The sequence below is a fragment of the Streptomyces sp. NBC_01320 genome (assembly GCF_035974375.1).
In the GTDB taxonomy this organism is placed as follows: Bacteria; Actinomycetota; Actinomycetes; order Streptomycetales; family Streptomycetaceae; genus Streptomyces; species Streptomyces yanii.
Window position 1 is genome coordinate 8880448 of record NZ_CP108390.1, and the last position, 25254, is coordinate 8905701.

At 70.7% G+C, this 25254-nt stretch carries 23 protein-coding genes; 13 read left to right on the top strand and 10 right to left on the bottom strand.

What is annotated here, in order from left to right; all coding sequences use genetic code 11:
* Positions 1-50: 50 nt before the first annotated feature.
* The 5 genes from OG395_RS40365 (at position 51) to OG395_RS40385 (ending at position 7477) form a co-directional block, all read left to right on the top strand.
* On the top strand, positions 51-1226 hold the full coding sequence (locus tag OG395_RS40365) for a sensor histidine kinase (protein WP_327247344.1): 1176 nt from the start codon (positions 51-53) through the stop codon (positions 1224-1226).
* A gap of 199 nt (positions 1227-1425) precedes the next feature.
* Positions 1426-2565 carry a phenylalanine--tRNA ligase subunit alpha gene (gene pheS, locus OG395_RS40370; RefSeq protein WP_327247345.1) on the top strand — a complete coding sequence of 380 codons (1140 nt, stop codon included), beginning with the start codon at positions 1426-1428 and terminating at the stop codon, positions 2563-2565.
* Positions 2565-5078 carry a phenylalanine--tRNA ligase subunit beta gene (gene pheT / locus OG395_RS40375; RefSeq protein ID WP_327247346.1) on the top strand — a complete coding sequence of 838 codons (2514 nt, stop codon included), beginning with the start codon at positions 2565-2567 and terminating at the stop codon, positions 5076-5078. Before pheS ends, pheT begins: the two co-directional genes overlap by 1 nt.
* Positions 5079-5515: 437 nt before the next feature.
* Entirely contained in the window at positions 5516-6859 is a 1344-nt protein-coding gene (locus tag OG395_RS40380) for a transcriptional regulator (RefSeq protein ID WP_327247347.1), read from the top strand.
* Positions 6860-6946: 87 nt separating this feature from the next.
* Positions 6947-7477: an NUDIX hydrolase gene (locus tag OG395_RS40385; RefSeq protein ID WP_266987746.1), complete on the top strand. Its 531-nt coding sequence runs from the start codon at positions 6947-6949 to the stop codon at positions 7475-7477.
* A gap of 75 nt (positions 7478-7552) precedes the next feature.
* Here the strand turns inward: OG395_RS40385 and OG395_RS40390 are convergent, their stop codons facing one another.
* Entirely contained in the window at positions 7553-8413 is an 861-nt protein-coding gene (locus tag OG395_RS40390) for a 3-hydroxybutyryl-CoA dehydrogenase (protein WP_327247348.1), read from the bottom strand.
* A 190-nt stretch (positions 8414-8603) separates the two neighbouring features.
* Here OG395_RS40390 and OG395_RS40395 point away from each other — a divergent pair, with 190 nt between their 5' ends.
* On the top strand, positions 8604-9884 hold the full coding sequence (locus OG395_RS40395; protein ID WP_327247349.1) for a glycoside hydrolase family 10 protein: 1281 nt from the start codon (positions 8604-8606) through the stop codon (positions 9882-9884).
* A 73-nt stretch (positions 9885-9957) separates the two neighbouring features.
* Here the strand turns inward: OG395_RS40395 and OG395_RS40400 are convergent, their stop codons facing one another.
* Both OG395_RS40400 and OG395_RS40405 read right to left on the bottom strand, forming a co-directional pair.
* Positions 9958-10170: a DUF1918 domain-containing protein gene (locus tag OG395_RS40400; RefSeq protein WP_327247350.1), complete on the bottom strand. Its 213-nt coding sequence runs from the start codon at positions 10168-10170 to the stop codon at positions 9958-9960.
* 42 nt (positions 10171-10212) lie between these two features.
* Positions 10213-11277, bottom strand: a complete 1065-nt coding sequence (locus OG395_RS40405; protein WP_327247351.1) for a DMT family transporter — start codon at positions 11275-11277, stop codon at positions 10213-10215.
* On the opposite strand from OG395_RS40405, the gene OG395_RS40410 reads away from it, so the two are divergent.
* From OG395_RS40410 to OG395_RS40420, 3 genes are read left to right on the top strand one after another with little or no spacing between them, the layout of a single operon-like run.
* The gene (locus OG395_RS40410; protein ID WP_327247352.1) at positions 11276-12757 is read left to right on the top strand and encodes an aminotransferase-like domain-containing protein; all 1482 of its coding nucleotides are present in this window, start codon (positions 11276-11278) and stop codon (positions 12755-12757) included. The two genes, OG395_RS40405 and OG395_RS40410, sit on opposite strands and share 2 nt — an antisense overlap.
* Positions 12750-13196 (top strand): GNAT family N-acetyltransferase, encoded by a 447-nt coding sequence (locus OG395_RS40415; RefSeq protein ID WP_327247353.1) that lies wholly within the window; start codon positions 12750-12752, stop codon positions 13194-13196. The genes OG395_RS40410 and OG395_RS40415 overlap by 8 nt, the downstream gene beginning before the upstream one ends.
* Before the next feature lie 47 nt (positions 13197-13243).
* Positions 13244-13819, top strand: a complete 576-nt coding sequence (locus tag OG395_RS40420) for a histidine phosphatase family protein (RefSeq protein WP_327247354.1) — start codon at positions 13244-13246, stop codon at positions 13817-13819.
* Positions 13820-13999: 180 nt separating this feature from the next.
* Here the strand turns inward: OG395_RS40420 and OG395_RS40425 are convergent, their stop codons facing one another.
* From OG395_RS40425 to OG395_RS40440, 4 genes are all read right to left on the bottom strand, one after another.
* Complete coding sequence (locus tag OG395_RS40425; RefSeq protein ID WP_327247355.1) at positions 14000-14785, bottom strand: hypothetical protein; 786 nt, start codon at positions 14783-14785, stop codon at positions 14000-14002.
* 388 nt (positions 14786-15173) lie between these two features.
* A complete protein-coding gene (locus tag OG395_RS40430; protein WP_266987766.1) occupies positions 15174-15365 on the bottom strand; it encodes a DUF1059 domain-containing protein in 192 nt (63 codons plus the stop codon).
* A gap of 120 nt (positions 15366-15485) precedes the next feature.
* Positions 15486-16226 (bottom strand): Clp protease N-terminal domain-containing protein, encoded by a 741-nt coding sequence (locus tag OG395_RS40435; protein WP_327247356.1) that lies wholly within the window; start codon positions 16224-16226, stop codon positions 15486-15488.
* Positions 16227-16923: 697 nt separating this feature from the next.
* The gene (locus OG395_RS40440) at positions 16924-17421 is read right to left on the bottom strand and encodes a peptidylprolyl isomerase (protein ID WP_266987772.1); all 498 of its coding nucleotides are present in this window, start codon (positions 17419-17421) and stop codon (positions 16924-16926) included.
* 623 nt (positions 17422-18044) lie between these two features.
* Here OG395_RS40440 and OG395_RS40445 point away from each other — a divergent pair.
* Positions 18045-19613, top strand: coding sequence for an alpha/beta hydrolase (locus OG395_RS40445; protein ID WP_327247357.1), 1569 nt, complete (start codon positions 18045-18047; stop codon positions 19611-19613).
* Between the two features lie 54 nt (positions 19614-19667).
* Here the strand turns inward: OG395_RS40445 and OG395_RS40450 are convergent, their stop codons facing one another.
* The gene (locus OG395_RS40450) at positions 19668-20432 is read right to left on the bottom strand and encodes a LysR substrate-binding domain-containing protein (RefSeq protein ID WP_327247358.1); all 765 of its coding nucleotides are present in this window, start codon (positions 20430-20432) and stop codon (positions 19668-19670) included.
* A gap of 58 nt (positions 20433-20490) precedes the next feature.
* On the opposite strand from OG395_RS40450, the gene OG395_RS40455 reads away from it, so the two are divergent.
* A complete protein-coding gene (locus OG395_RS40455; RefSeq protein ID WP_327247359.1) occupies positions 20491-20895 on the top strand; it encodes a DUF5997 family protein in 405 nt (134 codons plus the stop codon).
* 348 nt (positions 20896-21243) lie between these two features.
* Positions 21244-21432 carry a hypothetical protein gene (locus OG395_RS40460; protein WP_327247360.1) on the top strand — a complete coding sequence of 63 codons (189 nt, stop codon included), beginning with the start codon at positions 21244-21246 and terminating at the stop codon, positions 21430-21432.
* A 43-nt stretch (positions 21433-21475) separates the two neighbouring features.
* On the opposite strand, the gene OG395_RS40465 is transcribed toward OG395_RS40460, so the two are convergent.
* Together OG395_RS40465 and OG395_RS40470 are read right to left on the bottom strand one after the other, a co-directional pair.
* Entirely contained in the window at positions 21476-22780 is a 1305-nt protein-coding gene (locus tag OG395_RS40465) for a cytochrome P450 (RefSeq protein ID WP_327247361.1), read from the bottom strand.
* A gap of 481 nt (positions 22781-23261) precedes the next feature.
* A complete protein-coding gene (locus tag OG395_RS40470; RefSeq protein WP_327249616.1) occupies positions 23262-24194 on the bottom strand; it encodes an NADP-dependent oxidoreductase in 933 nt (310 codons plus the stop codon).
* Positions 24195-24291: 97 nt separating this feature from the next.
* Here OG395_RS40470 and OG395_RS40475 point away from each other — a divergent pair, with 97 nt between their 5' ends.
* Entirely contained in the window at positions 24292-25251 is a 960-nt protein-coding gene (locus OG395_RS40475) for a GlxA family transcriptional regulator (protein WP_327247362.1), read from the top strand.
* Positions 25252-25254: the final 3 nt, after the last annotated feature.

Here is a 25254-nt window from a genome sequence, read left to right on the forward strand (position 1 = left end):
GACGAACTCGGGGGCCCACTGCACCGGTTCGAGAGGTGGGGTACGGGAATATGTCTGTCGGCATGAGCAGGCCGCGCGAGACACACGCGGCCGACGTGCGCGCCGACCGGGGTCCGGACGGTGAGAATTCCCCGGCCGACGGCGAGGGCAACGGCCCCGCGGACGACACCGTCGCATCCGGCATCGACCCGGACGACCTCCCCGACGGACTCGTCATCGCCGACCGGACGGGCCGGGTCATCTGCTTCAACTCGGCGGCAGCCCGGATCACCGCCGTACCCAGGACCGCCGCACTCGGCCGCCCGCTGGAGCACGTACTGCCGCTGGAGGACCTCAAGGGCCGACGCTGGTGGACCCTGACCGATCCGTACGGCGGCCTCGCCACCCGGGTCGGCCAGCCCGAGCGGAACCTGCTGCTCCCCGGCGGCCGCGAGGTCCTGGTCGCCGCCCAGTACGTACGTGAGTACCCGACGGGTCCGGTACGCCGGCTGGTGATCAGTCTGCGCGGCACCGAGGCCCGTCGCCGCACCGAGCGCAGCCACGCCGAACTGATCGCGATCGTCGCCCACGAGCTGCGCTCCCCGCTGACCTCCGTCAAGGGCTTCACCGCGACGCTGCTGGCCAAGTGGGAACGGTTCACCGACGACCAGAAGCGCCTGATGCTGGAGACCGTCGACGCCGACGCCAACCGCGTCACCCGGCTCATCGCCGAGCTGCTCGACATCTCCCGGATCGACTCAGGCCGCCTGGAGCTGCGCCGCCAGCCGGTCGACCTCTCCGCCGCCGTGGAACGCCACGTCCAGGCCCTCACCGCCAACGGCCAGACGCCAGACCGCTTCCTCGTCCGCACCCGGCAGCCGCTGCCCGCGGTGTGGGCCGACCCGGACAAGGTCGACCAGGTCCTCGGCAACCTGCTGGAAAACGCGGTGCGCCACGGCGAGGGAACCGTCACCATTGAACTCGCACCCGCACCCGCGAAGAGCGACGAGAAGGGAACAGCCGTCACCGTGAGCGACGAAGGCCCCGGCATTCCCGAGGAGTCGATGGGCCGTGTCTTCACCCGCTTCTGGCGGGGGAGCAAGCGTGGCGGTACGGGGCTGGGCCTCTACATCGTCAAGGGCATCGTCGAGGCGCACGGCGGCACGATCACGGTCGGCCGCGGCCCCGGCGGCGGCGCCGAATTCCGATTTATTCTGCCCGTGGGGGCTCCGGCTTTTCTGAAATAAGAGAGTTTGCGAAGCAATCAGGCAGGGCGGCGGCGGGCGACGGGAGGGCCTGAGCAGCCCGCGGGCTTCCTCCACCCCTCGTGGCCTTTAGACTCGACCTTTGGCACCTTTGCGTCCTCCAGTCGTCGAGCGGGGCCACGGGGGTCCGGGGGTATCCCCCGGTAAGAGCAGTACCAGCCAATCGGAAGCACGGGAAGAGATGTCGGCACCGAACAAGTCGTACGACCCAGTCGAGGTCGAGGCACTGAAACCGGAAGAGATCGAGCGCATGCGGGACGAGGCGTTCACCGCCTTCGCCGCCGCGGGCGACCTCGACGCGCTCGCCCAGGCGAAGACCGCGCACACCGGTGGTACCTCGCCCCTGTCCCTCGCCAACCGGGAGATCGGTGCACTGCCGCCGCAGGCCAAGGCCGAGGCGGGCAAGCGTGTGGGCCAGGCCCGCGGCGCCGTGAGCAAGGCCCTCGCCGCCCGTCAGGCGGAGCTGGAGGCCGAGCGGGACGCCCGTGTGCTGGTCGAGGAGGCGGTGGACGTCACGCTGCCGTACGACCGCACCCCGGCCGGCGCCCGCCACCCCCTGACGACCATCATGGAGCGCGTCGCCGACGTCTTCGTGGCCATGGGCTACGAGGTCGCGGAGGGCCCCGAGGTCGAGGCGGAGTGGTTCAACTTCGACGCGCTGAACTTCGTGCCCGACCACCCGGCCCGGCAGATGCAGGACACCTTCTTCGTTCAGGGCACCACGCCCGACGGGAAGCCGACCACGGGTGACGAGTCCGGCATCGTGCTGCGTACGCACACCTCGCCGGTCCAGGCCCGCACTCTGCTCGACCGCGAGCCGCCCGTCTACGTCGTCTGCCCCGGGCGGGTCTACCGCACCGACGAGCTCGACGCGACGCACACCCCGGTCTTCCACCAGATCGAGCTGCTCGCCGTCGACGAGGGCCTCACCATGGCGGACCTCAAGGGCACCCTCGACCACATGGTCCAGGCGCTCTTCGGCCCCGAGATGAAGACCCGGCTGCGGCCGAACTTCTTCCCGTTCACCGAGCCGTCCGCCGAGATGGACATGGTCTGCTACGTCTGCCGCGGCACGTCCGTCGGCAACCCGGACCGCCCCTGCCGCACCTGCGGCAGCGAGGGCTGGATCGAGCTCGGCGGCTGCGGCATGGTCAACCCCAAGGTGCTCATCGCCTGCGGCGTCGACCCCCAGAAGTACAGCGGATTCGCCTTCGGGTTCGGCATCGAACGGATGCTGATGTTCCGCCACAACGTCGAAGACATGCGAGACATGGTCGAGGGTGACGTCCGGTTCACCCGGCCGTTCGGGATGGAGATCTGATGCGCGTCCCGCTTTCCTGGCTGCGGGAGTACGTCGACCTGCCGGCGACGGAGACCGGCCGTGACGTACAGGCCAAGCTCGTCGCCGTCGGTCTGGAGGTCGAGACCGTCGAGCACATCGGCGCCGGCCTCAAGGGCCCCCTGGTCGTCGGACAGGTACTGACCATCGAGGAGCTGGAGGGCTTCAAGAAGCCCATCCGCTTCTGCACCGTCGACGTCGGCTCCGCCAACGGCACCGGTGAGCCGCAGGAGATCGTCTGCGGAGCCCGTAACTTCGCCGTCGGCGACAAGGTCGTCGTGGTCCTCCCCGGCGCCGTGCTGCCCGGCGACTTCGCGATCGCCGCACGCAAGACGTACGGCCGGACCTCGCACGGCATGATCTGCTCCACCGACGAGCTCGGCATGGGCGACGACGGCACGCACGGCATCATCGTGCTGTCGCCGCAGCACGAGGTCGGCACGGACGCGATCGAGCTGCTCCAGCTCGTCGACGAGGTCCTCGACATCGCCGTCACCCCTGACCGCGGCTACTGCCTCTCGATGCGCGGCGTCGCCCGTGAGACCGCCATCGCGTACGGGCTGCCGCTGCGCGACCCGGCTCTCCTCGACGTGCCCGCGCCGAACGCGTTCGGCTACCCGGTGAAGGTGGCCGACCCGATCGGCTGCGACCGGTTCACCGCGCGCACCGTCGTCGGCCTGGATCCCGAGGCGCGCTCCCCGATCTGGATGCAGCGCCGGCTGCAGAAGGCCGGGATGCGCCCGATCTCGCTCACCGTCGACATCACCAACTACGTGATGCTGGAGCTCGGCCAGCCGCTGCACGCCTACGACCGCACCCGTATCGACGGGCCGATCGGGGTGCGCCGCGCCCAGCAGGGCGAGAAGCTCACCACGCTCGACGGCACGGCCCGCGTCCTGGACGCCGAGGACCTGGTCATCACCGACAACCGCGGGCCGATCGGTCTCGCGGGAGTCATGGGCGGCGCCAACACCGAGATCGCCGACACCCAGAACGGTGGGAGCACCACCACCGAGGTCGTCATCGAGGCCGCGCACTTCGACGCGATCTCGATCGCCCGGACCGCACGCCGTCACAAGCTGTCCTCCGAGGCGTCCAAGCGCTTCGAGCGCGGCGCCGACCCGCAGGCCGCGGCCGCTGCCGCGCAGCGCACCGTCGACCTGCTGGTGCTGCTCGCGGGCGGCACCGCCGAGGCCGGCGTCACCGAGGTCCAGGCTCCGTCCGCGCCCCGCACCATCGCGATGCCCGCGGACCACCCCGACCGGGTGGCCGGTGTCGCGTACGGCCGCGAGACCGTCGTACGCCGCCTCCAGCAGGTCGGCTGCGACGTCTACGGGCAGGACGAGCTCCTGGTCACCGCGCCGTCCTGGCGGCCCGACCTGAGCGAGCCGAACGACCTCGCCGAAGAGGTCATCCGGCTGGAGGGGTACGAGAACCTCCCGTCCACGCTGCCGACTCCGCCGTCCGGGCGCGGGCTCACCGACCGCCAGCGGCTGCACCGCAGGGTCGGCCGGGCGCTCGCCGGAGCCGGCTATGTCGAGGCGCTGAACTACCCGTTCATCGGCGACGCGGTGCTGGACCAGCTCGGGTTCGACGCCGACGACGCCCGCCGCCGTACGGTCAAGCTCGTCAACCCGCTCTCCGACGAGGAGCCGGCGCTGCGCACCACGCTGCTGCCGGGCCTCCTCGGCGCACTGCGGCGCAACGACGGCCGTGGCAGCCATGATCTGGCGCTCTTCGAGACGGGACTGGTCTTCCGGCCGACCGGCGAGGAGACCGCGGCCGTTCGGCTGCCCGTCGACCACCGTCCCGGCGACGAGCAGATCGCCGGGCTGAACGCCGCTCTGCCGCATCAGCCGCGCCGCGCGGCGGTCGTCCTCGCGGGCGCCCGCGAGCAGGCCGGCTGGTGGGGCAAGGGCCGCCCGGTGGGCTGGGCGGACTCCATCGAGGCCGCTCGTGCCATCGCCCGCGAGGCGGGTGTCGAGCTCACCGTCCGGAACGACCAGCACGCGCCGTGGCACCCCGGCCGCTGCGCCGCGCTGTTCGTCACGGCGAACGACGCGGAGGTCCTCGTCGGGCACGCCGGTGAGCTGCACCCGGGCGTCATCAAGGAGCTCCACCTTCCGGAGCGGACCTGCGCCATGGAGATCGACCTCGACCTCCTGGAGCAGGCCGTCGACGGCGCACTCCAGGCGCCGCGGATCTCCACCTTCCCTGTGGCGACCCAGGACGTCGCGCTGATCGTCGCGCAGGACGTGCCCGGCGCGGACGTGGAGCAGGCGTTGCGGGAGGGTGCGGGTGAACTCCTCGAATCACTGAGGCTGTTCGACGTGTTCACCGGTGAGCAGATCGGCGAGGGCAGGAAGTCCCTGGCGTACGCGCTGCGGTTCCGCGCGCCGGACCGCACTCTGACTGTCGACGAGGCCACGGCCGCCCGGGACGCGGCGGTCGCGCTGGCCGCGGAGCGGACGGGCGCGGTGCTGCGCGGCGCGTAGCGCGCCGACGGCGACCGGCCATCGAGGCCGAACCGGCCGCAGAAGGTGAGGAGGGGGCGTATCCGGCTACCGGATACGCCCCCTCCTCCTGCGCTCGCCGAACGGCGGGGGACCGCACGCGGGCCCCGGTTCGGCCCGGGGGAACCCGGGTCCGGTCCGACCCCGCAGCCACCCTCCGATCAGTGGGCAGTGGGTCGTGCGATCCGGCGTCGTCCGCGCTGCCACGGAGTGTCGGGCAGGTCGGCAGAGCGAACGACGCGGGTGCGGGTCGTCAACTGTACGAGGGGGAGCAGACGACCCGGCCGCCTCTTGCGAGGCGACTGATTCAACCGATTCGTACCCCGGTGCACCAGAGTGCGCGGCGGGACGGTTCGGGCATTCCGTTCACACCCCGTGTGAAACGTGCTCCACTGGGGCGACAGGCCTTAGGAGGGGCGATGGAGCCCAACATCCTGCTCGAAGCCCTCATCGACGAGGCGGGCGTCTCCCGGGCAGGTCTTGCCGCGCACATCAACCAGGCCGGGCGTGCCCGCGGACTGTCCCTGCGGTACGAACACACGGCCGTGGCCCGCTGGTTGAAGGGCCAGCGGCCCCGCGGGCAGGCGCCCGACCTGATCTGCGAGGTGCTCGGCGACCGGCTGCGCCGACCGGTCTCCCTCGACGACATCGGCATGGCGACCTGCGGCGGCGGAGGCACGGTCGTGCCGGGCTCGACGCTCACCGGCTTCGTCGAACGGGCCACCGCGTTGTGGCGCTCGGACGAACAGCAGCGCCCGCACGTCCTCGCCGCGGACGCCGTCACCGGCACGACGGCGGTCATGCCCGTCTGGGAGTGGGAGAACCCGCCCGAGGACGCCGATGTCTCCCGTGCCGGTCCGGCACGCGTCGGCATGGCCGACATAGCGATGCTGCGTGCCGCCCGCGCCCACTACGAACTGATGTACCGCAGGGCCGGGGGCATCGCGACGCGTTCCCGCATCGTCGGCTTCCTCAACGCCGAGACCGCCCCGCTGCTGCGCGGCGGCTACAGCGACGCGACCGGCCGTCAGTTGCACCGGGCGACCGGCGGGCTGGTGGCCGTCGCGGGAATCTGCGCGTACGACTCCGACGCGCACGGTCTCGCCCAGCGCTACTTCCACCAGGCGCTGCGGCTGGCCAAGGCGAGCGGGGACCGGGGTCTCGGCGGGTACGTGATCGCCCTGCTGGTCAACCAGTCGCTGTTCCTCGCCGACTACCGGCAGTCCGTCGCCTTCGCGGAGGCGGCGCTGCGGGCCGCGGGACGGCACATCACGCCCGCGCTGGCGGCCGATCTGTACGCGATGCAGGCGAAGGCGTACGCACACCTCGGCGACGGCCACAGCGCCCTGGAGCGCATCCGGCGAGCCGAGTCCGAGGCCGAGCGCATCCGCCCCGGCCATGAACCCGACGAGACGGGGTACGTCGAACCGGGCCTGGTCAATGTGCAGGTGGCGGAGGCCCTGCTCAGCCTCGGCGATCTGCCGGGGGCTCGGGAGCACGCCGCTGCGGCGGTCAGTACCCCGGCGCACGACCGGGGCCGAGTGCACCGGCTGGCCATCCTGACCCATATCGAGCTGCGGCAGGGGGAGGCGGACCGGGCGGCGGGCACGGCCGCGGAGATGGCGGAACGGGCCCGGGGGATGGAGTCGCAGCGGCTGCGGGACCGGCTGCGGGCGGTGCGCGAGGGCCTGGTCGGGAGCGGCTGCGCAGACGCGGAACAGGCCGCCGAACTGATCGACGGGGCGTTGCGCGTACCGCTGTGAAGGTACTGAACGCACGCCGGGAACGTTCCCCTCCGCCGCTGCTCCTGCTGCCATGTTGCCACCAACGTGTCGGAAGGTGGCAGAACTGTGCAGTGGACGAATCTGAACGAGCAAACTGTGTATGAGAACCGCTGGTTCCGGGTCAATCTGGCGGATGTCGTTCTTCCCGACGGCCGTCACCTCGACCACTACCTCGTCCGGCTCCGGGCCGTCGCCGCGGCGACCGTCGTCAACGAGGCCAACGAGGTCCTGCTGCTGTGGCGGCACCGGTTCATCACCGACAGCTGGGGCTGGGAGCTCGCCGCCGGTGTGGTCGAGGACGGCGAGGACATCGAGGCCGCGGCCGCCCGGGAGATGGAGGAGGAGACCGGCTGGCGCCCGGGCCCGCTGCGGCCGCTGCTGACCGTGGAGCCGTCGAACGGCCTCACCGACGCCCGGCACCACCTCTACTGGGCCGAGGAGGCGACCTGGACCGGCCCCCCGCAGGACGATTTCGAGTCGTCGCGCCGCGAGTGGATACCGCTCAAGCTGGTGCCCGACATGATCGCCCGGGGCGAGATACCGGCGGCCAACATGGTGGCCGGGCTGCTGATGCTCCATCACTTACGGATCGGGTGAGGCGCGCCGCCCACGCGATCGGGGCCGGCCGGGGCATCCCCGGCCGGCCCCGCAGGCGGTACGACGACCGGCAGGTCAGGCGTACGGGTAGAAGCCCGAGCCCGTCTTGCGACCGAGCCGGCCCGCGTCGACCATGCGCTGGAGCAGCGGGGGAGCGGCGTACAGCGGTTCCTTGAACTCGGCGTACATCGAGTCGGCGACCGAGGCCACTGTGTCCAGGCCGATGAGGTCGGAGAGCTTCAGCGGGCCCATCGGGTGGGCGCAGCCGAGCTCCATGCCGTTGTCGATGTCCTCGCGGCTGGCGATACCCGACTCGAACATCCGGATCGCGGAGAGGAGATACGGGATCAGCAGAGCGTTGACGACGAAGCCGGAGCGGTCCTGGGCGCGGATCGGATGCTTGCCCAGCACGTCCTGCACCAGTGCCTCGGAGCGCCGGACCGTCTCGTCGGACGTGGTCAGAGCGGGGATCAGCTCGACGAGCTTCTGCACCGGGGCCGGGTTGAAGAAGTGGATGCCCATGACCTGGTCCGGGCGGGAGGTCGCCACAGCCAGCTTCACCAGCGGGATGGAGGAGGTGTTGGAGGCGAGAATCGCGTCCTTCCGGGTCACCACCTGGTCGAGCACCTGGAAGATCTCGGTCTTGACCTGCTCGTTCTCCACGACGGCCTCGATCACGAGATCGCGGTCGGCGAACTCGCCGAGGTCGGTGGTGAAGCTGAGGCGGCCGAGTGTCTCGTCGCACTCCTCCTCGGTGATCTTGCCGCGTTCGGCGGCCTTCGAGAGGGAGCTGTGGAGCCGGGTGCGACCGATCTCCAGCGCCTCGCCGGTGGTCTCGGCCACCATGACGTCGAGTCCGCTGCGGGCGCACACCTCCGCGATGCCTGCGCCCATTTGGCCACAGCCCACCACTCCGACGCGTGCAATGTCGGCCATAGAGTCCGTCACCTCGTGCCTTTCGCTCATCTCCGTTCGGCGGGCTCCCGTCTGATTCCGGTCCCCGCCTCGACGCCCCGACGTTACTCCGCGGCCTACGGGTCATGACGGGCCGGGGCGGGCATGCTCTGCGTTACCCCCAGTGCCGGGGGTGACGGACGAGGACACAGAGACGGCAGGTGGCAACGAAATGCGGCAAATGGCCCGAAGGGGCTTTGTGGCGGGTGCGGCCGGGGTGGTCGCGGGGATGACGGTCTCGGTCGCGGGTGCGGCCGAGGCCGTCGCCGTACCGCGGGAAGCGTCGGTTCCGTCCGGGGCGGGTGTGAACCTCCCGCGCGTCGCCCGGCGCGAGATGCGCGGTATGTGGGTCGCCACCGTCGCCAACATCGACTGGCCCTCGGCGCCCGGCCTGACGGCGGCGGCGCAGCAGGCCGAGCTGATCGCGTACCTCGACGAGGCCGTCGAGCGGCGGCTGAACGCCGTCGTCCTGCAGGTCCGGCCGACCGCCGACGCCCTGTGGCCGTCCTCCTACGAGCCGTGGGCCCAGTACCTCACCGGCGTCCAGGGGAAGAACCCCGGCTGGGACCCCCTGGGCACTGCTGTCCGTGAGGCGCACCGCCGCGGCCTGGAACTGCACGCCTGGTTCAACCCGTACCGGGTCGCCAACCACACGGATCCGTCTCGGCTGATCCCCACCCATCCGGCGCGGCTGCACCCGGACTGGGTCCTGCCGTACGGCGGGAAGCTCTACTACAATCCCGGACTGCCCGAGGTACGCCGCTTCGTCCAGAACGCCATGCTCGACGCGGTCCGTCGCTACGACATCGACGCCGTCCACTGGGACGACTACTTCTACCCGTACCCGGTCGCCGGACAGGTCTTCGCCGACGACGCCACCTACGCGAAGTACGGCGCGGGCTTCCCGGACAAGGCCGCCTGGCGCCGCGACAACACCGACAAGCTGGTCCGCGAGATGTCCGCGGGGATCAAGAAGATCAAGAAGCACGTCCAGTTCGGGATCAGTCCGTTCGGTGTCTGGCGCAACGCGAGTACCGACCCGCTGGGCTCGGACACCAGGGCAGGGGTGCAGACCTACGACGACCTGCACGCCGATACCCGAGGTTGGGTCAAGAAGGGCTGGATCGACTACATCTGTCCGCAGGTCTACTGGAACATCGGCTTCGCCGCCGCCGACTACGCCAAGCTGGTTCCCTGGTGGGACGCTGTGGTGCGGGGCACAGGTGTCGACCTCTACGTCGGCGAGGCGCTCTACAAGGGCGGTGACCCCGCCCAGCCCGCCGCCTGGCAGGACCCGGCCGAACTCTCTCGCCACATCGACCTCGCCGCCGGCTACGACCAGGTCCGCGGGCATGTCTACTTCTCGGGCAAGGACGTGGTCACCGACAGGGCCGGCATGATGGCGCGCGTCGTGGCCGACCACTACCGCAACAGAGTGCGCCCTCCCCGCTGACCCGAGGGGTCCGAGGCGGAGAGGGCACACCGAGGGGTGGCGCGGTCGGGGCGGTGCTGTGTGCCCGGGGAACCTACGGGGTCTCCGGGCCCCGGTGCCGGACCACGGCGTGCTGGACGATGGTGTCGGGACCTGGCGAAACCAGGTGTTCGTGTCCGTCCTCGGAGCGGACGCGATACGGGGGAGCGCCCCCGTCCCCGAGCACTTCGACGATTTCTGCGACCCGGTCGTGCTGCCCCACGGTCCTGCCGTGCGTCAGCAGCCGGTCGCCCGCGTGTGCCTCCATAGGGAGTGACCTCCTCACGGGTGACGGTCCATGTCGACAAGTCTATGACCGGATCCGCCCGCGCACCGGGCGTACCGGCGACTCTTTTCGGACAGGGCGGGAACAGGGCGCGGTTGAGGCCGCCGTGGCGCGTGCGCCCTGGCCGTCGTGGGCCACGCCGGACACCCCCTGGCGCCGCGCCCCCGCCCGCTGGGTGGCCGCGATGCAGACGAGGACGGCCACCGCCGCCACGGGTGCGGCCGCCGAGACCTTCTCGCCGAGGAGCAGGAACGACCACACCAGAGTCAGCAGCGGCTGCGCGAGCTGAAGCTGGCTCGCCCGCGGGACCCCGATCTCCGCCATGCCGCGGTACCAGACGTACAGGCCGACGAAGGTGGAACCCGCCGCCACCCACACCAGGCCGATGACCCCGTGCGTGGTCAGCCGCACCGGCTCGTAGGAGAGCGCGACCGCCGCGCCCGCCACCATCAGCGGCGCCGCGAGGACCAGTGCCCAGCCGATCACCTGCCAGCCCGGCATGACCGCGGCCAGCCTGCCGCCCTCGGTGTACCCCGCCGCGCACACCAGCAGCGCGCCGAACAGGAAGAGATCGCCGGAGGAGAGCGCGCCGCCGCTCTGCTGCACGGTGAACACGATCACCACGGCCGCGCCGGCCAGTGCCGCGATCCAGAAGGGGCGCGGCGGACGCGACCCGGTCCGCAGTGACGAGAGGACCGCCGTGGTCAGCGGCAGCAGCCCCACCACCACGGCCGCGTGCGACGAGGTGGAGGTTTGCAGGGCCAGCGTGGTCAGCAGCGGGAACCCCACCACCACACCACCGGCGACGACCGCGAGCCCGCCCCAGTGGCGGCGGTCGGGCACCGGGACCCGTCCCGCGAGCAGCACGCTGCCCGCGATCAGTGCGGCGAGCAGGCTGCGCAGGGTCACCAGGGACCAGGGGCCGAAGCTCTCCAGTCCCCAGACCGTGGACGGGAAGGTCAGCGAGAAGGCGACGACGCCGAGCCCGGCGAGCAGTGTGCCGCTCCGGCCCGCCGATGGGGCAACCGCTGTCGAAGGGGAGTTAACCGCTATCGATGCCTGACGGGTAGCGCTATCCTTTGCTGTCATGCAAGAGCGTAGCAGCGTTGCTGAGCTGGCGAGTTCCCTTCGAGGCGAACTGAACCGCTACTCACCTGGAGGGAAGCTGCCGTCCAGCCGGGCGCTCGTGGAGCGTTATCGGGTCAGTCCGGTGACCGTCTCCCGGGCGATCGCGCAGCTCGCCGCCGAAGGGCTCGTCGTGACCCGCCCCGGCTCCGGTGCCTTCCGGGCGGAGCCCCGTGCCGAAGTGCCCCCGCCCGGTGACACCTCCTGGCAGGAGATCTCCCTCAGCGGCGACGGCGGACCGGAGGTCGTGCCCCGTACCGTTGACGCGTCCGGCGTCCTGGTCACGCTCGCCGCACCGCCGCCCGGCGTCATCGAGCTGAACGGCGGCTACCTCCACCCCTCGCTCCAGCCCGAACGGGCGCTCGCCGCCGCCCTCGCCCGGGCAGGCCGCCGCCCCGGAGCCTGGGGCCGGCCGCCCACCGACGGGCTCACCGAGCTCCGTGCCTGGTTCGCCCGCGAGATCGGACCCTCGCTCACCGCCGCCGACGTACTCATCACCGCGGGCGGCCAGAGTGCCCTGGCCACCGCTCTGCGCGCCCTCGCCCCGCCCGGCGCCCCCGTCCTCGTCGAATCGCCCACCTATCCGGGCATGCTGGCGGCTGCCCGTGCCGCCGGACTGCGTCCCGTCCCGGTCCCGGTCGACGCCGACGGGGTCCGCCCCGATCTGCTGGCCGCCGCCTTCGGCGCCACGGGCGCTCGCGTCTTCGTCTGCCAGCCGCTCTTCCAGAACCCGACCGGCGCGGTCCTGGCCCCGGACCGTCGGCGTGAGGTCGTCCGGATCGCCCGCGAGGCGGGGGCGTTCGTGGTCGAGGACGACTTCGCACGCCGCCTCGTCCACGACGACGCGGGCCCGCTGCCCGCGCCGCTCGCCGCCGACGACCCCGACGGCGTCGTCGTCCATGTCTGCTCCCTCACCAAGATCACCTCGCCGAGCCTGCGGGTGGGTGCGCTGGCCGCCCGGGGGCCGGTGCTGGAACGGCTGCGGGCCATCCAGATCGTCGACAGTTTCTTCGTCCCGCGCCCGCTCCAGGAAGCCGCGCTCGAACTGGTTGGCTCCCCGGCCTGGGGTCGCCATCTGCGTTCCGTGCCGACGGAGTTGAGGAACCGGCGTACGGCCATGACGACCGCCCTGCGGCTCGAACTGCCCGGCCTGTCGCTCCCGCACATCCCCGCGGGCGGTGGGAGCCTCTGGCTGCGACTGCCGGACGCCGAAGCCGGCCCCGACGAAGCCGCGTTGGTATCGGCCGCCCTGCGCGAGGGCGTCGCGGTCGCGCCGGGACGCCCGTATTACTGCGCCGAACCTCCGGCCGCCCAGGTGCGGTTGAGCTTCGCCGCGGTCGCCGGAGCGGGCGAGATCGCCGAGGGCGTACGACGGCTGCGCACCGCCTGCGACAGACTCTTCGCCGTCCCCGGCCGCCGCGGCCTATCCTCCGGGCATGGCTGACATCCCCCAGGAGCGTTACGAGATCTCGTCCGATCCGGCCCGGCTGGACCCGGCCCGGATCCACCACTGGCTTTCCACCGACGCCTACTGGGCGCTCGGCCGTACCCGCGAGAAGCAGGATCTGGCCATCGCCGGATCGCTCAACTTCGGTGCGTACGACTCCACTTCAGGGGAGCAGGTCGGCTACGCCCGAGTGGTGACCGACCACGCCACCTTCGCCTGGCTCTGCGATGTGTACGTCGACCGGTCGGCCCGCGGCCACGGGCTCGGCACCCGGCTCGCCGCCGCCGTGCGCGACCACCTCGCCCCGACCGGCATCCGCAGGCTCACTCTCGCGACCGATGACGCCCACGGCGTCTATGCGAAGGTCGGGTTCCAGCCGCTCAAGGACCCCGAGAAGTGGATGTACTTCCGGTTCGACCGTCCCGGAGCCGTCTGAAATTCGCCCTCTTGACCTGGGCGGCGTTCGGCTCCACGATCACGGCCATGAGTGTTCGAGTCTCGCTCGTCGCCGCGGCGCGCAGCTCTTCCCTGCTGGCCGAGCGCTTCGACGACGACCGGCCGCTCGATCAGGCAGGCTGGCAGGAAGTGCAGCTCGCCGCACGGGCGTTGGTGCCCCTGGGTGCCGCCGAACTGCGTTACTGCTCGCCGACCGCCCGCAGCCGCGCCACCGGTGAGGCGCTCGGCTTCGCCCCCATGGCCCAGCCCGCCCTGCGCGACTGCGACATGGGCCGCTGGCGGGGCTGGACCCTCTCCGATGTCGCGGCTCGCGAGCCCGCCGCGGTGGACGCCTGGCTCGCCGACCCACGCTCCGCACCGCACGGCGGCGAGCCGCTGCTCGCCTTCATCGCGCGGATAGGGGGCTGGCTGGACACCCGGCCGGCCTGCGACGGCTCGATCGTCGCCGTCGCCGAGCCGTCCGTCGTCCGGGCCGCCCTCGTCTACGCGCTGGGGGCGCCGCCCTCGACGTACTGGAACGTCGACATCCGCCCGCTCTCCACGATCACGCTCATCGGTCTTCGGGGCCGCTGGAGCCTGCGCCTCGAAGCGGGCGCCCGCTGAACCGACGAGCCGTCCCACCCGTGGGGTGTGCGGCGCCTTCCCACCAGTCCGACCAGTCGGTACGTTGGGCGTCGACCCCAGGCGTGCACCAGACGAGTGGGGCCACGGCCGGCAAGGATCGAGGCGGTGTACGAGGCGTTGTGACCCGTCGGCGGGCCGGTTTCCCGGCCCGCCGCGAGGTCACTTCACCGTGACGGCGTCACCGGTGGAGACGACCTTCATGGTCGTGGTCGTACCGAGGAACGCCCAGCGCCAGCTGCCCGAAGCGGTGGCCTTCACCGTCGCACGGAGGTGGCCCTTGCTGTCCGTGGTCGCCGTCTTCACGGTGCTGTACGCGCCGCCGGGCTTCTTGTACTGCAGCTTCACCACCTGCTTGGTGAACGCGTGGTACTTGAGGTCAGTCCAGTTGGCCCGCGACAGCTTTCCGGTGACGGTGAGCGTGCCCCCCTTCCTCACCGGCTCGGGCGTGGCGTCCGTGGTCAGAGTCGCGGCGCGCTTCACCTTGAAGAACCCGATGGCGTCGGAGATCCAGTAGTCCCCGTCATTGGCTGCGACCGTCGCGTCGACCCGCCAGTTCCCCGCGACCGCGTTGGCATCCCAGCCCTCGTTCCCGCTCCCGTAGGAGTCGATCCACGACGGGTCGATCTGCATCGTCGCGGTGCACACGGACGTTGTCGTGCTGACCTTCCTGCACGATGTACCGAGGTGGTCAACCGGCCCGTAACCGTTGGTCCGGTTGAAGGCGGAGACGCTGTTGACCCGCTTCACGCCCGAGTTGTCCTTGATCGTCATGGCGATCGTGAACTTCTTGACGTTCGTGACCCCGACGATCACATTGCTGCCGCCGTTCACGACGGTCCTGGTGACCCGGATGTCACCGCGCCCCTCCGCGTGTGCGGTCGGCGCCACCACGACCGCGGTGGCCACCGCTCCCACCGCAGCGAGCACGGCAATTCTTCTGCGCATGTCCCACCCCTGTCTCTCCCCGCCCCGTGGCGGAGGGAGACAGGGTAGCGATCAACCGGATGTCCGCGCGGTGATCAGACCCTGGGAGACACTGCCCGTGCCGTCACGGGTGCGCAGGATGTCTCACGCACCCGGGCGGGCTGGGACGCGGCGATCGGTAGCAGGCCGCCACAGCGGTCCCGGAGGGGCACCAGGCCTTGTCGGGCGGCAGGTCATGCGGTTCTTCCGGAGAGTGACCGGCGTACGGCCACGGTGAGGCGAACCCTCTGTTCGGCATGTGCGCACAGGGGCGGATTCCGGACCCCGGGGACCGCGACACACGGCCCCGGGAAGGCATGCGCGTGCGCCGCGGTGCATCCGGGTGATGCGAACCGGGCCGCGTCGCGGCTCACGCGAGCTGCGTGGGCTCGTCCTGAAGCCCGGACCTGATCTGTTCCCGCAGCTCCAGTCCGTCCGCGTGACCGTGCATCCGGACGGCCAGCTCGGTGGTGGCGCGGACCACTTCCTCCGGCTCACCGGCGAGGGCAAGCGTGCATTTCGTCTCGCTGGGGTATTCCCGGCAGTCGGCGACCTTCCGCATGAGGCACCTCCCTGCTCCCTTCCACTTTAGGGCGGTGTCCACGCCGTGGAGGGGGGAACAGGGAGGCGCCGGTGCGTTCACAGCCGTACGGATCTGTCCGGCTCCGGTCGGTGCGGTCGGTCATTCACCCTTGCGCGCGGCGACGGCGAGCGTCAGGGCCTCGGCGATGCCGGTCTCCGCGGCGACCTTGTCGATACCGAGCCCGGTCAGCACGCCCTCGCCGTCCTCGTGCTCCAGCAGCGCGAGCAGGATGTGCTCCGTGCCGACGTAGTTGTGCCCCATCCGCAGGGCCTCCCGGAACGTGAGCTCCAGCGCCTTGCGTGCCCCGGCGTCGTACGGAATGAGGTCCGGGAGCTCCTCGGCCGCGGGCGGCAGCGCCTCGGTAGCGGCCTGCCTGACGGCGTCGAGCGAGACGCCCTGCGCCTTGATGAACGCTGCGGCGAGCCCGTCCGGCTCACTGAGCAGCCCCAGCGTCAGGTGCTCCGTACGCACCTGGTCGTTGTTTGCGGCGCGGGCCTCGTTCTGTGCTGCCATCACGACGTTCCGCGCCCGCTCGGTGAACCGGCTGAACCCCTGACTGGGGTCGAGATCCGACGGTTCGCCGGGATCCTTGGCGACGAAGCGCTTCTGCGCCGCCTGTCGGGTGACTCCCATGCTCTTCCCGATCTCCGTCCAGGAGGCTCCCGAGCGGCGTGCCTGATCGACGAAGTGGCCGATCAGATGGTCGGCCACTTCGCCGAGGTGATCGGCGGCGATGACCGCGCCCGAGAGCTGTTCGAGAGCGTCGGAGTGAACCTTCTTGATGGCTTCGATCAGTTCGTCGAGCCGTACCGGATTCGTCATGCTCACTGGTTTCGCCATGTGTCAACCGTAGGTTGACAGTCGTGAAGTGTCAACCATCAGTTGACAGTACAAGTAAGGCGTGGCGCCGCTCGGCCCTGCGGGCGGGTCGGTCGGCGCTCTGCTCGGTCAGGTCCAGTCATCGGCCGACCTCGGAGGGGAATGGTGGATGGCCCGGTCCGTCATCCGCATGCTCATATGGGCCCGGGCGGGCCGCAGTGCGTTCTCCGGGAGTGTCCGGGCCGCGTCGAGCCGAGCCGTCGCCTCCGGATCGTGACCACGGAGTGGCCGACGTGGGCGGCCGGTTCGGCCGCGGGGTCGGGAAGCCTGCGGAGCGGGGTGCGTCGACGCCGGCGAGCGGGCCGGCCCGGAGTTCGCCGAGCTGGGCGTGAGGCCACCACTTCCGTACGGACCGGTGACCGTCGGGCCAGGTCGCATGGACTGCGTCGACCTGCCGACCCGGGCATGCGCCCGCCGCGACCGGAGGGACGCCGGTCCGGGTGTGCGGGGCTGCTGCCATGGACGCGGCATGCAGCCGCTCGGCGCGTACCCGGCTCCGGTCGGAAGGATCCATCGGGCGACTGTCGCCCCAGATGCCGTACGGGTGTCGCCGCGGACCCCAACGGTCCCGCCGGGCGGGCGTGGGGTGGGAACGAGCGCCCGGCCTCTCGCTGATCGATCGGTGAGAGGCCGGGGCGTCAGAGGGTTCCTCGTGCGGTCAGAGGACGCCGGAGTCGGCGATGGTGACCTTGGCCCGGGTCTTGCCGCTCTGCGAGCCGTAGCTCTCGATCTTCTTGACCAGGTCCATGCTCTCCTGGCCGTCGACCTCGCCGAAGACGACGTGCTTGCCGTCGAGCCACGACGTCACGATCGTCGTGATGAAGAACTGGGAGCCGTTGGAGTTGGGGCCCGCGTTCGCCATCGACAGCAGTCCGGGCTTGTTGTGCGTGAGCTTGAAGTTCTCGTCGGCGAACTTCTCGCCGTAGATGCTCTTGCCACCACGGCCGTCACCGCTGGTGAAGTCGCCGCCCTGCAGCATGAAGTCCGGGATGACCCGGTGGAAGGACGAGCCCTTGTAGCCGAAGCCCTTCTCGCCGGTCGCCAGCGCGCGGAAGTTCTCCGTCGTCTTCGGAACCACGTCGTCGAAGAGGTTGAACACGATCCGCCCGGCGGGCTCGTCATTGATGGTGATGTCGAAAAAAACCTTGGTCGTCATGGATCCATCCTGACATCACCTTCGTCGGCCACCAGTGGACGGGGTGGTCCGATCGCCGGATCGCCCGGCCACCTCTCGAACGCGAGTGCGATAAAAGGTGTCGTGCGAGCGGCCGGAGAGGCTGGCTGACCAGGCGTCAGAAACCTTTGCGCAGTGCCTCTCTGTCCCGCTCCGGGGCGGGTGCCGGACTGATGTGTTACGCACGGTGACCGCATTCCCTCGCTGCGCCCGACCCGCCGGGGAAGCTCCGGCCCGGTCGTTGCCCTGTGCCGGGACTCCCGGGTCCTCCCAGCCTTGCCCCGGTCGACCAGGGTGAGCCGACTCCTGTCACAGGGGACAAGACCCGGCGAACGGCGCACCCGTCGACGGAACACCGCTGCCGATGTACCGCGCCGCGGCGAGTTGGCCCGCGGCCCCGGGGCGCGGGACCGGACGGCTCTTGTGCTGCGCCCGGACGGACGCCGCTGCCACCCGTTCGGACGGGCGCGTGTTGCCCGACACGTTCGGTGCCGTTCGTATGGCACTGAGCCCGCCGACCGCCCGCTCCGCGCCATGAGTCAACCCTGCCCAGGAAGGGGCCACCGATGCCAGGTGTCGCCATCCATCGGCAAAGACGTGGCGCCATGTGCGCTGCGGGGGCCCTGCTGCTCGCCTCCGCGGTCACGATCGGAGGTTCGGTCGCGGTCGAGTTGCCCGACGGGGGACCGTCCGCCTCCGGCGGGACGACACTGACATGGAAACCCTGCGAGGGTGAGGGCCGGCAGGGATTCGAGTGCGCAACGATGAATGCGCCACTTGACTACGCCCGTCCCGGGTGGCGCACCATCGACCTGGTGGTGATCAGGCACCGGGCCATCGCTCCCGGTCGGCGGGTCGGATCACTGTTCTTCAACCCCGGGGGGCCGGGCGGCGCGGGAACGGTGGGGCTGCCGTTGCAGTATGAGAAGTTCCCCAAGGAACTACGGGAGCGGTTCGACATCGTCAGTTGGGACCCGCGTGGCGTCGGGCAGAGCACCGCAGTGCGATGTTTTTCCGGCCCGGAAGAGGCCAGCACATGGTGGGCGAATGTTCCCGACTTTCCGGTCGGCGCGAAAGAGCGCAGATCCTTTACCGCGGCCTACGCCGAGCTCGGCCGACGCTGTGCCAAGCGCGTTCCGGAACTGCTGCGTCATGTCTCGACGGACGAGAGCGCCCGCGACCTCGACCGGTTGCGTCAGGCGGTCGGTGAGCGGCAGTTGAGGTACTGGGGTGTCTCGTACGGAACGTTGCTGGGGGTGACCTATGCGAACCTCTTCCCGTCCAGGGCCGGCCGCCTGGTGCTCGACGGGAACGTCGATCCTCGGGCCTGGGTCGACGACGGCTCGAAGAGCGGGCCGGAACTGAACACCTTCCTGCGGCTGGGGTCCGATCTGGGCTCGGCCGACGTCCTGCGGGAGTTCCTGCGGCTGTGCGGTCGCGCCCCCGCGAGCAGCTGCGCCTTCTCCGCAGGAGACCCGGCAGCAACCCGCGCCAAGTTCACCGAGCTGCTGCGGCGCCTCCCGAAAGGGCCCGTGGGCTCCTGGACGTACGCGAAGACCGTCAGCGAGGTCCGTGGCGGGCTCTACACGGTCCACCCCGGCTGGGCCGAGACGGCCCAGATGCTGCAGGACCTCTGGGAGGGCCGCATCCCGGACGATCCGCCGGCGCCACCCGTTGGCTCGAAGTACCCCGGTTTCGAGCAGGATCTCGCCGTACTGTGCGCGGAAAGCCCCAACCCTCGCGACCCGGCACACTACGTCGGACTCGACCAGCTGAGTACCGCGCGAGCGGGAGACGTCGGACACTGGTGGGCCTGGGCCAACGAACCGTGCGCAACCTGGCCGGCCCGCGCCGCCAGGAACTACACCGGCCCCTGGAACCGGCACACCGCGAACCCCGTACTCGTCGTCAATGCGATCTACGACCCTGCCACCCGGTATCAGGCAGGCCAGGCGATGGCCCGTGAACTCGCCGACGCCCGTCTGCTCACGCTCAACGGGTACGGTCACACGGCACTGGACAATCCGAGCGGCTGCGTCGGCCGGTATGCGGCCCGCTACTTCCTCAGTGGTGTCCTGCCCCCCGTCGGCGCCACGTGCGAACAGGACGTCCCTCCCTTCGCGACGGAGACACCGGCCGTCCGCGACGGAAGAGGCGATACGGGCGCGAAGTGAGCTCCGGAACGAGACAGGCAACGCAGCCCTTCCCCGGGAGTGCGCCGACCGGATTCAGGACCGACGACCGGGCTTGCCCCGCCTGCCGGTCTTGGGGCCGCCGGAGCCGCTCCGCGGGCTCTTGCGCGCCGGCTTCCCGGCTGTGGACTTTCGCTGCGCGCCGCCTGTGTCAGGGCGCTTCCGCTGCTTCGGCTGCGCCGGGGTGGGGTTGCGCCCCCGCGAGCTGTTGACGGTCCGCCCGCGGACGATCCCGATGAAGTCCTCCACCAGGTCGGTGGTCTCTTCCTCCGGCCACGAGAGCGCGACGCGCGACTCGGGGGCGTCCGTGAGCGGCCGGTACGTGAGGTCCTTGCGGTGGTGCAGGCGTGCGAGTGACTGAGGGACGACGAGGAGGCCCACCCCTGCCGCCACCAGCTCGATGGCGTCCGCCGTCGTGGCCGGACGCTCGATCGCGGGCCGGCCGGGCGGAAGCTCCCAGCCCAGGGTGTCGTCGAGGGGGTGCAGCACGACGTCGTCGGCCAGATCCGCTACGGACACCTCGTCGACCGTCGCCACGACGTGATCCTTCGGGACCACGACCACCGTGGTCTCGGTGTACAGGGGAATCGCGCTGAGGTCCGTCCGGTCGATCGGCAACCGCACGAAACCTGCGTCGGCGCCGCCGCGCCGCAACAGGTCGGATGCTTCGGCGGCGGCCACCGCGACGAGAGTCAGTGGGATATCGGGCAGCCGCTCGTTCCAGATGCGCACCCACTTGGTCGGCGTCACGCCTGGGACGTATGCGAGCCGGAACGAGAGGGGTGCATCGGAGCCTGTCACCCCGCCAGGTTACCGGTCGTGGTCGGAGGTATCGCACACGCTCGCTACTCTTGACACCATGACGTCGCACCAGACCACCCAGACGATGAAGCCCGCAACCGCGGCAAAGAAGCTGGGTGTGTACCTCGAGGCCACCCCCGCCGAGTTCCAGGAGGGTGTCGTCTCGCGCAGCGAGCTCAATGCGCTGCAGGCCGATCCGCCCGAGTGGCTGCAGGAACTGCGGCGCAACGGACCGCACCCCCGCCCGGTGGTCGCTGCGAAGCTGGGCGTCTCCATCGCGGGTCTCGCACGTGGCGGAGTCACGGACCCCCTCACCACGGAGCAGATCGACGCGCTGAAGAAGGACCTCCCCGAGTGGCTGCGGAAGGAGCGCGCCACCCAGGCCGAGGTCCGGAAGGAAGCGGCGCGCATCAAGGAGAAGAACGCGGAGCGAGCCGGTCAGCCCCAGCGGCCGCGCTCCTGACCTGCTTCTCTCGACGTTCGGACTCGACGACGCTGTCGGTGGTCCTCACCCAACCGGGATGAGGACCGCCGACAGCGTCGTTTCTGTGAGGGCCGCGTCCTTGGCGGCAGGGCCGACGCTCCATGGGTGGCTGTGCGACGACGCCGGTCGGTGTGCGTCTTCCGGCGTTCGGACTGATGGCTTCACGCTCACCCGGCGGCCCGGGGACGACTGCGAAAAACGGGTGGCAAGCAGTGATGTGCCCCATAGGGTTTGCGCGCCTGACCGATGATCCGAATGTGCTCGTTCAGGGGCCCGCCGGAGGGACCCACGTCACTGGGTGTGCCGGTTCGCGGCGGGTGGACGACCATGGCTGATCAGGCGGTGGTGCGGTCCGAAACCACCGCGGAAGCATTGTTCTCACCCGCCTCCGCATTGTTCAGCGCCTTCCTGGGCACCGGTTCGGACGACCCGGCCGGCTACGGCGCCGCCTTCGGGCAGCTGCTCGTGCCGGGCATCATCGCTGTCCTGCTCGCCGCCCGCGCCCGCAGCGCGTGAGCGAAGGCTTCCCCGGAGACCTGCTCGCGAGGTCGGGCGCTGCTCAGTTCAGATGCACCGGCAGCGAGTCCACCCCGTACACGACCGACAACTTGCGGAACTCCAGTTCCTCCGGCCGCACCGCAAGGCGCATGTCCGGAAAACGGGCTACCAACTTGGGGAAGGCCGCGCGGAGTTCCATCTTGCCGAGTTCGGCGCCGATGCAGCGGTGGATGCCGTGTCCGAACGCCAGGTGGGACGAGGCGGGTGGGCGGGTCGGGTCGAACGTGTCCATCGCGGGGCCCAGGCGCGGGTCACGGTCGGCGGCGCTGAGGGAGACGATGACGATGTCACCGCCGGATATGCGTACGCCGCCGACCTCCATGTCCTCGCGGGCGAAGCGCGGGAAGGCCGTCTGGACGACCGTGAGGTGGCGCAGGAGCTCGTCGACGAAGGGGGCGGCGACCGAGGCCGGGTCGTCGGCGTTGCGCATCGCCGCGAAGTGTGTGCGGTCCTGGAGCATGACCAGAGTGCCGAGGGCGAGCATGCTCGCGGTCGTTTCCAGACCGCCGGTGAGGACGCCGTCGGCGAGGCCGGTGAGTTCCTCGTCGGTGACGTTGTCGCCGTGTTCGCGGATGAGCATGCCGAGCAGACCGTCTCCGGGGTTGCGGCGCTGCTGTTCGACCAGGCCGTGCAGGTACTCCCTGGACTGGGAGATCGCGCCGAAGGATGCGCCGACGCCGCCGAGAACATCGAAGCGGGCGACCGAGAACTGCTGGAAGGCGTCCCGTTCCTCGTAGGGGACGCCGAGGAGCTCGCAGATGACCAGGGCAGGGACCGGCAACGCGAAGTGCTCGACGAAGTCGACCCGCCCGTCGGTGTCTGCGGCCTTTGCCAGGTCGGCCAGGCGTTCCTCGGTGATCGCGTGGATACGGGGCGTCAGGCGGCCGAGGCGGCGCATCGTGAACTCGGGGGTGAGCAGCCGACGCAGGCGTGTGTGGTCGGGTGGGTCGCAGAAGCCCAGGCCGCCTGGCTGATGGTTCTCGGTGACACTCGTGTGGTTGACCAGGTTGGCGAAGTCGTTGCTGAAGGCGCGGGCGTCGCCGAGGACTTGCTTCGCCTCGTCGTAGCCGGAGACCAGCCAGACCGTCATGCCGGGTATGGGCAGCCGGCTGACCGGCTCCCGGTCGCGCAGCGCGCCGATCTCCGGGACGGGGTCGAGGCCGTCACGGCGCAGCGGCAGCAGCGCGGCGTCGGGCAGCTTCGAGAGAATGGAGAGGTCGAGGCCGCGGCCCTTCCTCCGAAGCCGGGAGAAATAGAGACGGGTCACCCACGTCGCTATTGCGGAACGTGCGGAAGGTATGGACATGTACTCGTGCTCGCATCTGTGAGGTGGGACGGACGAGGCCGGTGCCGGTAACCGGTGCGGGGAGCCCAGCAGGAGGGTAAGCCCTGCCGGTCCGGAGGCCGGTAAACCCCATTGCGGTGCCGCCGGCCGGGCGCTGCGGGCCAAGGAGGCAGCGAGCGGTTGTCCATGGCCTGGATCGATGCGTTTCCGGTACACCACCCCACGAAGACCTGGCCGCCACCGGCCCGGCCCGCTTCGCCCTCGATGGCCCGGCCTAGTACCCGGCAGTGTGCAGGAGCCCGAACCGAGCCGGTCGGGTGCACGCGGGAATCTCATCCGTCCGCCGAAGCGCTGGGTCACACCATTCGTGACCGAGCGCCGCAGTCGGCCCCCTTGGGCCGGCTGCAGCGCTCAGGTACACGTCAGGGGCGGCGTGCGGCGGCCGAGCGGCGCTCGTTGCGGTACGGGCCGACGCGATCCGTCCTCACCCTGCACCAGGTCGTCACTCCACGATCAGGACGATCTTGCCGGTGGTGCGGCCGGTCTCACCCAGCGCGTGGGCCTTGGCCGCGTCCGCGAGGGGAAAGGTGGCCTCGATGTGGGCGCGGAGAGAGCCGGCCTCGACGAGTTCGGCGATGGCGCTCATGCCCGCGTGGTCGGACTCGACCAGGAGGGTTTCGACGCGGATGCCCAACTCTGCGGCCTTCGCCGCCTCCTGGGGTGAGCCACCGCCCAGGAGGGAGACGAGGATGCCGCCGCGGCGGAGGACGTCGAGGGAGCGGGCGCGGGTCTCGCCGGAGAGGGGGTCGAGGACCATGTCGATGTCCTGGACGGCATCGGCGAAGTCGACGGTGCGGTAGTCGATGACTTCGTCCGCACCGAGCCCGCGTACGAAGTCGTGCTTGGGCGCGCTCGCGGTGCCGATCACGTACGCGCCACGGGACTTGGCGATCTGGACGGCGAGGTGGCCCACGCCGCCGGCGGCGGCGTGGATGAGGACCCGCTGGCCGGGCCGGACTTCGGCGGTGTCGACGAGTGCCTGGTAGGCGGTGAGGGCGGCGAGGGGGAGTGCTCCGGCCTGGACGTGATCGATGCCGGCCGGCTTGTGGGCGAACGCGCGGGCGGGACCGGTCACGTACTCGGCGTGGGAGCCGACCCCGTACGGGTAGGGCAGCATGCCGAAGACCTCGTCGCCCGGCTTGAAGAGGGTGACCCCGTAACCGACGGCCTCGACGACCCCCGAGACGTCCCAGCCGAGCACGAGCGGAAGCCGGTCCAGGAACAGGCCGTTCGCCCGGTGCTTCCAGTCGGTGGGGTTGACGCCGGCGGCACGGACGGCGACCAGGATCTGACTCGGGCCGGGGACGGGCCTGGGAAGCCGTACTTCCCTGAGTACGTCGGGGGTTCCGTGAACATCCTGGCTGATCGCGCGCATGGTGGCCTGGTTCGTGTCGTTCGTCATGGGTCAAGCGTGACCGGTTTCGCCGGTCCGTACCATGGCATGATTGCCATCTTTCGACAGGATTCTGCCAATGGGAAACGTGCACCGTGTCGTCGTGCTGGCCCTGGACGGGGTGTACCCGTTCGAACTGGGCATTCCGAGCCGGGTCTTCGGGGCCGCGGAGGGCCGGTACGAGGTCCTCACCTGCACCGTCGACGGCCGTTCGGTGCGTACCAACTCCGACTTCTCGGTCGGTGTCGAGCACGGCCCGGAGATTCTGGGCACGGCCGACACCGTCGTCATCCCGCCCTTCGACACCTCCCGCATCACGCGGGAGGCGCCCGCGGCCGTTGTTGCGGCCCTCGGGTCCATGGCACCGGGCACGCGCATCGTGTCGATCTGCACAGGCGCCTTCGTGCTCGCGGCCACCGGGATGCTCGACCACCGGCCGGCCACCACGCACTGGGCACTCGCGGAGGTCTTCCGTGACTGGTTCCCCCAGGTGGAGCTGGACCCGGACGTCCTGTTCATCGACGACGGGGACGTGCTGACCTCCGCGGGCGCCGCCTCCGGGGTCGATGTCTGCCTGCATCTCGTGCGCAAGGACCACGGCAGTCAGGTCGCCAACCGGGTGGCACGTATGTGTGTCGTCCCGCCCTGGAGGGACGGGGGACAGGCGCAGTACATCGAGCAGCCGGTCCCCGAGCCGTCCGCCAACGGAACGGCCGCCACCCGTCAGTGGGCCCTGGAACACCTCCACGAGCCCCTGAGCCTGGCGGAGCTGGCCGACCGCGCCCGGATGAGCCTGCGCACCTTCGCCCGCCGTTTCGACGAAGAGGTGGGCATGAGCCCGGGCAGGTGGCTCATCCAGCAGCGAGTCGGGCGGGCGCGCCAGTTGCTCGAATCGAGTGACCTGTCGGTGGACGAGATCGCCGGACAGGTCGGCTTCGCCACGGGTACCTCGCTGCGCCAGCACCTGCACGCAGCGATCGGCGTCTCCCCCCTCGCCTACCGGCGCACCTTCCGGGGCGCACCGCGCGCAGGGGACTGACAT